Here is a 12,516-nt window from a genome sequence, read left to right as displayed (position 1 = left end):
CCTCGACGGGTACTGGAGTTTTCTTCCGCCGGGGGGCACGGGTGAGCGCGGCGCGCGCGATCGGACTGGTGTTGGGCGTGGCGGCCGACGGCGCCCTCGGCGACCCCCGGCGGCGACCTCCCGTGACGGCGTTCCGCCGGCTCGCGCACCGGCCGGGCCCCGGCGCGTTGGTGGCCGGCGCCGCGGTGGCCGGTGGTCTCCTGCTGGAGCGCGCCGGCCGAGGCCGCCCCCTGGTGCAGGCTTCGGCGACGGCGGTGACGACGTGGGCGGTGCTCGGTGCGGCCGGGCTGGCCCTGCACGGCACCGAGCTGGCGCGCGACCTCGAGGAGTGCCGCTTCGAGCCGGCCCGCTCGACACTGTCCGAACTGGACCCCCGGGTGGCCGACGGGCTGGGCGCGATCGCGCTGTCCCGCGCCTCGGTGGAGACGTTGGCGGAGAACACTTCCGACGCGGTGGTGGCCCCGCTGGTGTGGGGCGCGGTGGCGGGCGTCCCCGGCCTGCTGGGCGCGCGGGCGATCAGCCTGCTGCGCCGAGCTCGCGCGGGCCGCCAGGGCCATTGGGCGATCGACCGCCTCGACGAGCTGGTCCACCTGGTCCCGACCCGGGTGGCGGCGGCCTTGACGGTCCTGGCAGCTCCGGTGGTGGGCGGCTCGGCGGGCGGAGCGTGGCGGGCGTGGCGCCGCGACACGATCGCCCACCCCAGCCCGAACGCGGGCCGCGTGGAGGCGGCGTTCGCGGGAGCGCTGGAGGTCCGGGTGGGTGGCCGGACGGTGTACCCGCACGGGGTGGCGGAGCTGCCGGTGCTGGGTGTCGGGCGCAACCCGGACGCGGGGCACGTGACGCGGGCGGTGGAGTTGTCCCGGGTGGTGGGCTGGCTGGCCGGGGTGACTTCGGTGCTGGTGGCGGTGGTCGCGGGGCTGGGACGCCGGGGGCGTTGACGGTTCGCCCCTGAACTTTTTCAGCCCCGGCGGCGCAATTGGCTCAACGCCTCCGCGTCCAACCGCCCACCCCGCTCCGCCAGCCGGCTCCCGATCCGCTCCCGGTCCTCGGCCGCCTTGTTCCCCCCGAACTTGAACTTCGCCCGGACCCCCGTGATCGTGAACTCGATCCCCCGGATCCCCGGCAGCAACCGCCGATCCGGGGCCTCGGAGGCGCTCACCGGCGCCCGCTCGCCATCCGGCTCGAAGTGCCGCAGCTGCCGGTCCAGCAGCGCCGCCTTCGCCGCCGGGTCGTCGACCAGCCGGACGTCGCCCTCGAGCTGCACCGTCGCGTAGTACGACGTCGGTACGCCGAAAGCCGGGTCCGCTCCCTCGGCCGTGTTCCAGTCCGCCCGGATGTACGTGTAGTCGTCGACCACCGTCAGCAACGCCCGCGGGTGCTCCTCCAGCAGCGGCCAGATCGGGTTCGGCCGCGCCAGGTGCGTGACGATCGTGCGGTCGCCGTCGAAGGCGAAGTGGGCCGGGGTCACCACCGGGAGGTCGCGGCCGGTACCGCCGGCGATCAGCTGGCCGAAGTCGTGGCCGGACAGCCACTCCCGCCATTCCGAGTCCGAAGCGGCGTCCCACGGGTGGATCAACATGACCCGAGTATCACCCCGCCAAGTGGCCACATCACAGGGCCATTTCCGCCCTATTTGAGAGGTCCACTCGCGTACTCGTCCTCGGCCAGGATCTCCGCGACGGACTTGCGCCGGGGCGTCCCGGAAGGAGCCGTCAGGGCCCCGCCGGGCTTCAACTCACGCACCGTGAAGTACAGCCAGCCGAGCAGGGCCATCGCCCCGAACGCGATCCACTGCAGCGCGTACGACAGGAACGGCCCCGAATCCGTCTGCGGCAGCGGCAGCGCACCCAGCACGCCCGGCTGGTCGGTGTCGAGCTGGAAGTAGCCGGGCCGGATGTCGAGCTTGCCCGCGCGCCCGACCACCCGCGAATCGACGACGTAGCTCTGCAGCTGCCCGCCGGTCGACGCGTCGGCGAACGCGTCGCGGTTCTTCGGGTCGGTCTCGTCCGCGCGCACCCGGGCCGTGACCTGCACGGTCCCGGCCGGCGGCGGCGGGTACGGGAGCACGCCGGACTTGCTGTCCAGCCGGACGAAGCCGCGGTCGATCAGCACGACCGTGCCCTCGGTGGTCCGCATCGGGGTCAGCACCTCGAAGGCGCCTTCGCCCTGGACCGTCCGCAGCCGCGCGACGACCTCCTTGTCCGGCAGGTACTGGCCGGTGATCGACACGAGGTGCCATTCGGTGTGCTGGTCGGGCACGCTCCCCGGCGGCAGCAGCTGCGGCAGCGGCACCGGCGCCGCGGTGAACGACGCCTCCAGCGCGGCGTTCTGCTGCTCGCGTTCGGTGTTGCGGCTGAACTGCCAGGGCGACAAGAGCGTGAAGCAGCAGATGGCGAAGGTGAACACCACCGCCGTCAGAGCCAGCCACCCGGGCCGGAGCAGGAACCGCAACCGCACCCCACCACGGTAGGCCGTGGCCCCTCCGCGCCGCCCGCCGACCTCCGCCGGGTGTGACGTTCAGCCGCGCGAACGGACCCAATCGAGCAAACCGGGCACCGCGCGTTCGATCATGCCGAGGACGTCTTCGAAGCCCTCGTCGCCGCCGTAGTACGGGTCCGGGACTTCGGCTCCTTCGGGCGCCGACGGGTCGAACGACCGCAGCAGCCGGACCTTCTCCGGGGCACCCACCCGGGCCCGCAGGAAGTCCGCGTGGTCGGCGTCCGCCGCCAGCAGGAGGTCGGCGGCCAGGTCCTCGTCCGACACCTCGGCCGCCACGTGCGCGGTCGGGTAGCCGTGCGCCTTCAGCGTCGCGCGGGCGCGCTTGTCGGCCGGCTCCCCGGCGTGCCACGGACCGGTGCCCGCGCTCGTCACGCGGACGGCGTCGCCGAGACCCGCGTCCTCGAGGTGGGCGCGGAAGACCAGCTCGGCCATCGGGGAGCGGCAGATGTTGCCGGAGCAGACGAAGACGATGTGCGTCACGTCGCGAGCGTAACCACCGGGATCACCCGGTCACCCGCCCGCTCGGCGGTACCCGGGGCCCGCGACCGGCACTTAGCTTCGATCTCGCGGGGACGCGAACCGGAAGGAGAGCGATCATGCACGGGTGCTGCTCGAAGTGCACGGGCCAGGGCTGCGGCTGCTGCGGCAACTGCAACTGACGCTTGACCCGGCGCTCTCGGCGGCGTGCTGACGCCGCCGGGGCGCCGTCAGCGCGGAGAGCAGGTCGCCGACGTCGCTTCGCCGAGGGCTCGCGCGTGCAGGACGTCGAAGTGGTGGACGACGTCCGCCACCCCGGCCGCCAGCCGCTGCTTGACCGGGCACGAGCGGGCCGTCCGCGCGGAGATGGTCGCCGCCAGCTCGGTCAGCAAGCCCGTGTTCAGCCGGTCGATCACCGGGCGGATCTGTCCGAGGTCCGGACGGGTGGTGGGTACCTCGGACGGGTGAGCGTCCCAGCGGGCGTAGAGGCCGCGCTGCACCAGCTTGTTCGCCTCGATCTGGGCGTGGAAGAACCGCACGGCGTCCGCCGGGGCGAGCCCCAGCTCCGGCGCCCGCGCCGCGACCGAGTCGTAGATCTGCTGTTCGCGCACCGGGTCGTCGATCGGGGACGGCGTGCCGTACTTGGCCGCGGCCACCTGGTCGGCGATCCGCACCCGCTGCGCGGCGAGATCGGTGAGCCGCCACAGGGTCGTGCCCGAGGCGGAAGCCGGGACCGCGGCGACGAGGAGCGCCGCGAAGACCGCGAGGAGCACGGCGAGCCCGGACCGAAGGCGCATGGCCCCGCACCGTACATGCGAAGATCCCCGGGTGCCCGCACTTTCCGAAATCATCACCGCGCTGGAGCAGGCCTACCCGCCCGCGCTCGCCGAGTCGTGGGACGCCGTCGGCCTCGTCTGCGGCGACCCCGCCGAACCCGTCACGCGGGTGCTGTTCTGCGTCGACCCCGTCGCCGAGACCGTCGACGAAGCCGCCGAGCTCGGCGCGCAGCTGATCGTCGCGCACCACCCGCTGCTGCTGCGCGGCGTGCACGGCGTCCCCGCCGACACCGCCAAGGGCGCGCTGGTGCACCGGATGATCCGTGAAGGCATCGCCCTCTACTGCGCGCACACCAACGCCGACTCGGCCGACCCCGGCGTCTCCGACGCGCTGGCCGCGGCGATCGGGCTGCGCGTGACCGGGCCACTGGAACCGAACGCCGACGGCGTCACCGGCATCGGCCGCGTCGGCGAACTGCCCGCGCCCGAGCCGTTCGCGACCTTCGTCCAGCGCGTCGCCGACGCCCTGCCCGCGACCGTGCCGGGCGTGCTCGGGGCGGGCGCCGCGGACCGCCCGATCCGCACCGTCGCCGTCTCCGGCGGCGCCGGGGACTCCTACCTGAAGCAGGCCGTCGCGGCCGGCGTCGACGCCTACGTCACCGCCGACCTGCGGCATCACCCCGCCGGCGAGCACCTGGCGAGCCGGGGCGCGGTGCCCGCGCTGGTCGGGCTGACCCACTGGGCCAGCGAATGGCCCTGGTGCGGGCAAGCCTCGGCGGTCGTGGCGCAGGCGTTTGCGGGTAACGTCGACGTTCACGTCTCCACGCGGTGCACCGACCCGTGGAGCGTCCGCGCCGAGCGCAAATCGAATTAAGAGGAGCACCGTGAAGGCCGAACCCGCCGTGCAGCGCCAGTTGCTCGAGCTCGCCAAGGTGGACGCCGAGCTCTCGCGCACCGCGCACCGCCGCCGCACCCTCCCCGAGCTGGCCGAGATCGACGCGGGGGAGAAGACCGTCCGCGAGCGCCGCGACGCGCTCGTGTCCGTGGAGACCGCCGCCTCCGACCTCGACCGGGAGATCGCCCGGCAGGAGAAGGAGATCGAGTCGGTCCGCGCCCGCGAGGACCGCGACCGCAAGCTGCTGGCCTCCGGCACGGTCGTCGCCAAGCAGATGGCCGACATCGAGCACGAGCTGCAGTCGCTGGAACGCCGCCAGAGCGCGCTCGAGGACGACCTGCTGGAGCTGATGGAGCAGCGCGAGGCGCTGGGCCTGGACGCGCAGCGCACCGGCGCCGAGGTCGACAAGGCCGAGGCCGAGGTCGCCGCCGCGATCGTCCGCCGCGACGAGGCGTTCAAGGACCTCGACACCACCCGCGCGCGCCGCGACGAAGACCGCGCGAAGCTGCTGCCGCGCTTCCCGGAGCCGCTGCTCAAGCTGTACGAGCGGGTCCGCGAGCACAAGGGCATCGGCGCCGCGCTGCTGCGCGCCCGCCGCTGCGGGGCCTGCCAGCTGGAGCTGGACCGCAACACCGTCAACGAGATCAAGGGCGCGCCCGAGGACGACGTCATCCAGTGCGAGAACTGCGGCGCGATCCTCGTCCGGACCGTGGAGTCGGGTCTGTGACTTCGCATGTCGTCGTCGAAGCCGACGGTGGTTCCCGGGGCAACCCCGGGCCCGCCGGCTACGGCGCGGTCGTCAAGGACGCCGATGGCGCGATCCTGGCCGAGCGCAAGGAAAGCCTCGGCGTCGTCACCAACAACGTCGCCGAGTACAACGGCCTGATCGCCGGGCTCGCCGCCGCCGCCGAACTCGGGGCGTCCACTGTGGACGTCCGGATGGACTCGAAGCTCGTGGTGGAGCAGATGTCCGGGCGCTGGAAGATCAAGCACCCCGACATGCAGCCGCTGGCCGAGCGGGCCAAGGAGCTGGCCGCCGGCTTCACCCGCGTCAAGTACGAGTGGATCCCGCGGGCGCAGAACTCCCACGCCGACCGGCTGGCCAACGAAGCCATGGACGCGGCCGCCGGCAAGCCCGCCGCCCCGCCGAAGCTGCCGACCCGGAAGCCCGACCGCGCGGCGGTGGCCTGGACCGGCGCGCAGGGCACGCCGACCCGGTTGCTCCTGCTGCGCCACGGCCAGACGGAGATGTCGGCGCTGCGGCGCTACTCCGGCCGCGGCGACGTCCCGCTGACCGAGCTGGGCCGGGCGCAGGCCGCGGCGGCGGCGAAGCGGCTGGCCGCCACCGAGGGCCTGGTCGTCGACGGCGAGGCCGTCCCGATCATCTCCTCGCCGCTGACGCGCACGAAGCAGACCGCGCAGGCCGTCGCCGACGCGCTCGGCGGCCGCGTCGAGACCCACCCGGGCCTCATCGAGACCGACTTCGGCGAGTGGGAGGGCCTGACGTTCGCCGAAGCGGCCGACCGCGACCCGGAACTGCACCGCTCCTGGCTGGGCGACAGCTCGGTGCCGCCGCCCGGCGGGGAGAGCTTCGACGTCGTGCACCGGCGCGTCCGCCGGGCCCGTGACGAGCTCATCGCCGAGCACGGCGGGCGGACGCTGGTGCTGGTCAGCCACGTGACGCCGATCAAGACGCTGCTCCGGATGGGCCTCGACGCGGGGCCGCAGCTGCTCTTCCGGCTGCACCTCGATCTGGCGTCGTTGTCGATCGTCGAGTTCTACCCGGACGGGAACGCTTCGGTCCGGTTGGTCAACGACACCTCACACCTGGCCTGACCGGGGAAAATGTGGGGTGGATCACGCTCGATGCCGACGCGTGGCGGACCCCGGATGGGGTATTGGCTACAGTGTCTCGACCGCGTCGCCGCGGTGGCGGATCCTCCAGGGGTCCACTTCAGGGGGCGCCAGCTCGCGCGTATCCCACCGGCAGAAGCCTGCGGGCGGAACAGTGACGAGGACATGACGGCTAGCGCACTCACCGAGACCTCTCCCAGCGACCTCCCCGAGGACCCCGAGACCACCGCGACCAAGCGGGGCTGGGGCGCGCGGCTGGCGCCGGTACTGGCCGTGCTCGCCGGCGTCGCGGCGGTCGCCGTGCACGCCACCCGCTACGGCCACTGGATCGTCGACGACGCGGCCATCACGTTCTCCTACGCCCGCAGCTTCGCCGACGGCCTCGGCCCGGTGCTGCAGCCGGGCGCCCCGCCGGTCGAGGGCTTCTCCGACCCGACGTGGATGGTGCTGCTCGGCCTCGGCAAGCTCGTCGGCCTCTTCGACCACGGCCTGCTGTTCGGCCTCCCCGACTACGTGCTGTTCCCGAAGGCGCTGGGCCTGCTGTTCACCGGCGGCGTCCTGACGGCGTGCTACATCGCCGCGAAGCAGATCTTCACGCGCTTCGCGTGGCTGGTCACGCTGGTCGCGGGCCTGACGCTGGCGACGATCCCGTCGTACGTCATCTGGGTCGTGTCCGGCCTGGAGAACTCGCTGTTCGCGTTCGCGGTCGTCACGCTGGCCGTGACGCTGTTCGTGTCGGTCAAGCGGGACAAGCTGCTGACCCCGAAGGTCGCGCTGTGGTCCGGCGTGCTCGTCGCGTTCGCCGCGCTGACCCGCCCGGAAGGCCTGATCTACGCGGGCGCGTACCCGCTGGCGGCGCTGTTCCTGCTGCGTTCGGGCCTGTTCTGGAAGAGCTTCCGGCTGGCGCTGCTGTCGGTGGCGGCGTTCGCCGTGCCGTTCGGCGCGTACGTCGTCTGGCGGCACGCGGAGTTCGGTCGGCTGCTGGCCAACCCGTCGGTGGCGAAGCAGCAGGGCCTGCCGGGGATGGACGCCCTGAAGCGGCCCTTCGAGCTGGCCGGCTACGCGGGCTGGGCCGGGGTGGTCCTGCTCGCGCTGGTGATCGCGTTCGCACTGGTCAAGGCGCCGTGGCGGCGGTCGCTGATCGCGCTGCTGGTGCCGCTGGGGCTCGGGATCGTCGCGTACGGCGTGATGGTCGCCGACTGGATGTACCAGCACCGGTTCGCCAGCCCGATCTGGGCGCTGGCGGTCATCGCGGGGACGTTGTCGGCGGGTGAGCTGCTGCGCAACCGGCGGGCGCTGCTGCGCGTCGGTGTCGTCGTGGTGCTGGTCGGGGCGTTCGTCCCGTCGGCCGTCGGCTTCGCGGCCGCGGCGGACAAGTTCGCGAAGAACCCGAACATCACGGCGTGCCTGGTGGCGGACCGCTTCGGCCGCGGCTTCAACACGTACGCGGACATCCTCGGCCTGCAGAAGGCGTCGCTGCTGCTGCCGGACCTCGGCGGCTCGTCGATGACCAGCCGGCTCGAGCTGGTCGACATGGCGGGCCTGGTCAACAAGCCGATCGCCGACCTGGTGCACGACAACGACCTGGCCGGGCTGCGGAACTACGTGTTCGACACGGTGAAGCCGACGTTCATCCACTCGTGGGGCCCGTGGGCGGCGGGCAACGGCATCGCGCTGGACCCGCGGCTGGACCGCGACTACGTGCTGATCTACACCTCCCCGATCGAAGGCCTCCGCAACGGCGACTGGGTCCGCCGCGACGCGGTGACGGACCCGGCCAAGCTCAAGGCGGCCCAGGACTACGCGGCGAAGACGATCCCAGCGGTGGCGGCGGACCGCTTCGGCGGCCCCTTGGACGACTGCGGCGCGACGATGCACCCGGGCCAGACGATCACGATGCCCAGCTGAGGCTGAGCCACAACGCCACGGTCGCCGCCGCCAGGCACAAGGGGGTCGTGAGCGCCCCCAGTGCGTGGAACGTCCGGGCCGAGGGGTGCTCCGGGAGCGTCCGGCGCCACAGCAGCGTCGCCAGTGAGCCGAGGTAGGTCGCGTTCGGGCCGATGTTGACGCCCAGCAGCACCGCCAGCAGCACGCCCGGCGCCGGGTGCGGGCCGAGGACCGACAGCAGGATCAGCGTCGCCGGGAGGTTGTTGACCAGGTTGGCCAGCAGCGCCGCCACGCCGGCCGCCACCAGGAGGTCGGTGAGCCCGGCCGACGTCGGGAGGACGTCGCGGAGCAGCCCGCCGAGGACGTGCTCCGACACCGCCTCCACCACGACCGCCAGCCCCAGCACGAACAGCACCAGCTGCGGCGACGCCTCGGTGACCAGCTGCCACGGCTTGACCTTGCCCGACGCCAGCGCCCGGACGCCCAGGATCAGCGCGGCGAGCGCGGCGATCCACACGGGCTCGACGTGGCCCAGCTGGCCCACCGCGAACCCCGCGAGCGTCAGGCCGAGGATGACCAGCGCGAACGTCGGCGTCTCGAGGTGCTGCCGCGGCTCGGCGGTCTCCCGCGGCTCGAGATCGCGGGCGAAGAACCGCAGGAAGACGACCAGCTCGATGGCGATGGTGACCAGCCACGGCAACGCCATCAACGCCGTGAACCCGGCGAACGTCAGCCCCGACGCGGCGAACGCCAGGAGGTTCGTCAGGTTGGACACCGGCAGCAGCGTCGACGCCGAGTTCGCCAGGTGCGCGCAGGCGTAGACGTGCGGGCGCGCGGGCATCTTCAGGCTCGACGCGGTCGCGAGCACGACCGGGGTGAGCAGCACGACCGTGGCGTCCAGGCTGAGGATCGCGGTGACCCCGCTCGCCGCGGCGAAGGTCAGCACCAGCAGGCGCCGCGGTTTGCCGTGGCACGCCTCGGCGAGCCGGTTGCCGAGCCAGGTGAAGACACCGTCCACACTGGCCAAAAAGGACAAGAGGAGGATCGCGGCCAGAAACCCCAGCGTGGGCAGGATTTCGACGACCCGGTGCCCGGCCGCGGCCGGCCGCACCAGCCCGAGCAGGAGAGCGACCCCGGCCGCGGGCACGGCGGCCACGGCTTCGGGCCACCCCCGCGGCCGGATGATCGCGAAGACCAGCACCCCGGCCAGCAGCGCGAGGCTGCCCGCGGCCGCCCAGAAGTTCACTTGTGCACGCTAACCGACGGCTGGGAAGTCCCGCGCGCCGCCGGGGCCGCTCAGCCCGGTGTCCGAAGTGGACTCACCCGCCGCGCTGCGACTTCGCCAGCGCGCCACCCAGCTCCGCCCGTCCCGGAATCCCCAGCTTCCGGTACGCACCGGACAAATGCAGCTCAACCGTCCGCCGCGTCAGGTGCAGTGCCGTCGCGATCTCGCGGTTCGTCAGCCCTTGCGCCGCCATCACCGCGATCCGGTTCTCCTGCCGGGTCAAGCCGTACTCGTTGTCCTTCGCCGGGGTCAACGCTCGCCGCGCCGAGCGCAGCTCTTCCGCCGCGCGGCGGGCCAGCGGCCGTGCGCCGCAGTGCTCGCTCAGCTCGACCGCCTGCCGCAGGGTCTCGATCGCCTTTTCGGACTGGCCGTGCCGCGCCTGCAGCGTGCCCAGCTCCGTCAGCGCCGTGGCGAGCTGCAGCCGGGCCGGCGACGAACGCAGCGTCGTGATCGCCTTCTGCAGCGCCCGCTCGGCTTCGTCGTCCTCGCGGACCAGCCCGAGCGTCGTCAGTGCCGTGCCCAGCGGCCGTGCCGCGCCCCAGCGGGCCGACGCGTTCATGTCCTCTTCGGCCAGCCGGGCCGCGTCCTCGGCCTGGCCGAGCGCCAGCGCGGCCCGCGCCGCGTGCGCGCGCCACGGCACGAAACCCGGGAACCGCATGCCGTGGTGCGCGAGCCGGCGGCCGCAGCTGAGCAGGTCCTCGAAGCCGAAGCGGGTGTACCCCGTCGCGACGCGCAGGCGGCCGCGCGCGTACAGCAGGTAGGTGTGGGTGAACAGGCCCTGGCTGGCGACGAAGTCCATCCGGTCCAGCAGCGACGTCGCCGCCTCGAACCGTCCGAGGTCCACCCAGCACTCGACGAGCTTCGCCGCGCACAGCACGCCGACCGGGCAGGTCGTCGTCCCGCCACGCTCGTCGAACCGGCGCAGCAGCGACTCGAAGTGCACGCTGGCCCGCTGCAGGTCGCCGCTGGCCTGCAGCGCGATCCCGCGGGCGAGGGTGGGCAGCGCGCCGTGCGGCACGTGGACGTCCCACGGCTCGCGCTCGACGTCGAGGACCCGGCACAGCCGGTCGACGTGCGCCGGCTCGTCCGCGAGCACCGCGGTGGCCAGCGTGAAGAAGTAGTGCTGCTCGAACAGGACGCCGTCGTCGCCGGTCAGCGCGTCGGCGAAGTGCCCGAGCGCGTCCTGCGCCGAATCGCCGCTGCGGACGGCGTCGAGCGCCAGCAGCGCGGAGCGGCTCCGCTGGGCCGCCGGGTCGGTCAGCGGCGCCCACTGCTCCTCGAAGTCGCGGAACTCCGGGGGCGGCCCGAGCCGGCTGCCGGCCTCGGCGAGGTAGGTGACGCACAGCAGCGGCCACACCGCGTCCGGCCCGCCGGCGTCGAGCCGGGCGGCGATCTGCCCGGCCGCGCTGATCGCGAGCCGGGCGTCCTGGCCACCGCAGAGCGACAGCAGCATCGCGGTGGCGATGAACGCGGCGGTCTCGCGGTTGCCGATCGTGTCGACGGCCTCCCGCACCCGCTTCGCCGCGGCGGGCGGGTCGACCTGGAACTCCGCGTGGGCGAGCTGCAGCAGCACGGCGACCCGGCGCCCGGACGTCAGCCGCTCCTCCAGCGCCCGCCGAAGGTGCCGCGCGGCCAGCTCGGGCCGTCCGGAGAACACGGCGTTGCGCGCGCTCAGCCGCAGCACGTCCACGCCCCAGGGGATCCGGATCGACGTCGCTTCCAGCAGGTGCGCGGCGATGCGCTCGGCCGGCGCGCCCGTCTCCGACAGCAGCTTCGCCGCCCGCGCGTGGTTGACCGCCCGCGTGGTCTGCGGCATGTCCTTCAGCAGCGAGTTGCGGACGAACGAGTACGTCAGCGTCGGCTGGTTGCTGTTGTTGAGCACGTGCAGCCGGACCATGGTGTCGATCGCCTGCAGGGCGTCCAGCTCGTCGACGCCGGAGAGCTGGGCCAGCAGGTCGAAGCCGGCGTCCTCGCCGAGGATCGCGGCCGCGTGCAGGATGGCCGGCGCGTGCGGGAACTCCTGCATCCGCGTGTGGAGCACCTGCCCGATCAGCGACGAGCCGAGCTCGTGCGGGTCCGCGCCGGGCAGCAGCCGCGGCCGCAGCGCCTGCAGCAGGTACGGGTTGCCGCCGGTCGCCTCGCGGCAGGCGGAGGCGAGCTCGCCGGGCGCGAGGCCGAGGATCTCCGCCGCGGCCGCGTCGCCGAGGCCGTTCAGCGTGATCGACGCCGGCGTGCAGCCCGCCATCTCCAGCAGGGCCACCTCGCGGTGCGGGGGGTGCCCGGTCAGCGACGTCAGGACGATCAGCACCGGCAGGTCGAGCACGCGGTTGCGGAGGTAGGCCAGGCACCGCATGGACCAGGCGTCGGCGAGGTGGACGTTGTCGACGCCGACGAACAGCGGGCCCCGCCCGGCCGCGTCGCGGACGATCCGGAAGAAGAGGTCGAGCGCTTCGCTCTCGCCGGCCGGTCCGCACAGCTCGGCGGCAGGCGGCCGCGGCGAGCCGGAGTCGTCCAGCGCGTCGGCCAGCTGGCGGACGAGCCCGCCGGGCAGGTGGCTCTCCAGCCGCGACCCGGTGGCGATCGCGACGGTGAAACCCGCGTCGGCGGCGAGCGCCGCGGTGGTGCGCAGCGTGGCGCTCTTGCCCATGCCGAACTCGCCGACCAGCACCGCGCTGGCGGCCGTGCCACCGAGGGCGAGGGGGAAAAGGCTGGTCAGACGGTTGAGCTCGGGCTCGCGGCCGGGGAGCCGCGGGGCGGGACGCTTCGGTACCGAAGCCCCGCTGACGGGGTGCTCGGGATTTACTTCGGTATCCACCGTAAGGACTTTCATGTTGGGTTGGGGC

The 12,516-nt window shown here is 73.4% G+C and carries 11 protein-coding genes; 5 read left to right on the top strand and 6 right to left on the bottom strand.

The features are described 5' to 3' along the window. The first annotated feature begins 41 nt into the window (after nucleotides 1–41). Nucleotides 42–938, top strand: a complete 897-nt coding sequence (locus tag ACH54P_RS23635) for a cobalamin biosynthesis protein CobD/CbiB (protein WP_489916182.1) — start codon at nucleotides 42–44, stop codon at nucleotides 936–938. A gap of 20 nt (nucleotides 939–958) precedes the next feature. Here ACH54P_RS23635 and ACH54P_RS23630 read toward each other — a convergent pair whose 3' ends face one another. From ACH54P_RS23630 to ACH54P_RS23615, 4 genes are all read right to left on the bottom strand, one after another. Further along, complete coding sequence (locus ACH54P_RS23630; RefSeq protein WP_489916180.1) at nucleotides 959–1,579, bottom strand: FMN-binding negative transcriptional regulator; 621 nt, start codon at nucleotides 1,577–1,579, stop codon at nucleotides 959–961. Nucleotides 1,580–1,629: 50 nt separating this feature from the next. Continuing rightward, nucleotides 1,630–2,457, bottom strand: coding sequence for an SURF1 family cytochrome oxidase biogenesis protein (locus ACH54P_RS23625; protein WP_489916178.1), 828 nt, complete (start codon nucleotides 2,455–2,457; stop codon nucleotides 1,630–1,632). A gap of 60 nt (nucleotides 2,458–2,517) precedes the next feature. Beyond that, nucleotides 2,518–2,979 carry a low molecular weight protein-tyrosine-phosphatase gene (locus tag ACH54P_RS23620; RefSeq protein ID WP_489916176.1) on the bottom strand — a complete coding sequence of 154 codons (462 nt, stop codon included), beginning with the start codon at nucleotides 2,977–2,979 and terminating at the stop codon, nucleotides 2,518–2,520. Nucleotides 2,980–3,206: 227 nt separating this feature from the next. Next, a complete protein-coding gene (locus ACH54P_RS23615; protein ID WP_489916174.1) occupies nucleotides 3,207–3,773 on the bottom strand; it encodes a chorismate mutase in 567 nt (188 codons plus the stop codon). A gap of 31 nt (nucleotides 3,774–3,804) precedes the next feature. Between ACH54P_RS23615 and ACH54P_RS23610 the strand changes: the two genes are divergently transcribed. The 4 genes from ACH54P_RS23610 (at nucleotide 3,805) to ACH54P_RS23595 (ending at nucleotide 8,409) form a co-directional block, all read left to right on the top strand. After that, nucleotides 3,805–4,626, top strand: coding sequence for a Nif3-like dinuclear metal center hexameric protein (locus ACH54P_RS23610; protein ID WP_489916172.1), 822 nt, complete (start codon nucleotides 3,805–3,807; stop codon nucleotides 4,624–4,626). A gap of 10 nt (nucleotides 4,627–4,636) precedes the next feature. Further along, nucleotides 4,637–5,374 (top strand): zinc ribbon domain-containing protein, encoded by a 738-nt coding sequence (locus ACH54P_RS23605; RefSeq protein WP_489916170.1) that lies wholly within the window; start codon nucleotides 4,637–4,639, stop codon nucleotides 5,372–5,374. After that, nucleotides 5,371–6,483: a bifunctional RNase H/acid phosphatase gene (locus tag ACH54P_RS23600; RefSeq protein WP_489916168.1), complete on the top strand. Its 1,113-nt coding sequence runs from the start codon at nucleotides 5,371–5,373 to the stop codon at nucleotides 6,481–6,483. Before ACH54P_RS23605 ends, ACH54P_RS23600 begins: the two co-directional genes overlap by 4 nt. A 183-nt stretch (nucleotides 6,484–6,666) precedes the next feature. Further along, entirely contained in the window at nucleotides 6,667–8,409 is a 1,743-nt protein-coding gene (locus ACH54P_RS23595) for a hypothetical protein (protein WP_489916166.1), read from the top strand. Here the strand turns inward: ACH54P_RS23595 and ACH54P_RS23590 are convergent. Both ACH54P_RS23590 and ACH54P_RS23585 read right to left on the bottom strand, forming a co-directional pair. Further along, nucleotides 8,393–9,634, bottom strand: coding sequence for an SLC13 family permease (locus ACH54P_RS23590; protein WP_489916164.1), 1,242 nt, complete (start codon nucleotides 9,632–9,634; stop codon nucleotides 8,393–8,395). The genes ACH54P_RS23595 and ACH54P_RS23590 overlap by 17 nt on opposite strands. Before the next feature lie 73 nt (nucleotides 9,635–9,707). Continuing rightward, nucleotides 9,708–12,488 carry an AAA family ATPase gene (locus ACH54P_RS23585; protein WP_489916162.1) on the bottom strand — a complete coding sequence of 927 codons (2,781 nt, stop codon included), beginning with the start codon at nucleotides 12,486–12,488 and terminating at the stop codon, nucleotides 9,708–9,710. Nucleotides 12,489–12,516 lie beyond the last annotated feature (28 nt).

The sequence above is a fragment of the Amycolatopsis sp. N2S4-7 genome, from assembly GCF_058119595.1.
The sequence above is the reverse complement of the archived record's forward strand: the minus strand, read 5'-3'. Positions and strand labels throughout refer to the sequence as shown.

Coding starts and splice junctions, on each gene's coding strand:
- ACH54P_RS23630 (WP_489916180.1), bottom strand. CDS start 1,579: ATGTTGATCCACCCGTGGGACGCCGCTTCGGACTCGGAATGGCGGGAG.
- ACH54P_RS23615 (WP_489916174.1), bottom strand. CDS start 3,773: ATGCGCCTTCGGTCCGGGCTCGCCGTGCTCCTCGCGGTCTTCGCGGCG.
- ACH54P_RS23595 (WP_489916166.1), top strand. CDS start 6,667: ATGACGGCTAGCGCACTCACCGAGACCTCTCCCAGCGACCTCCCCGAG.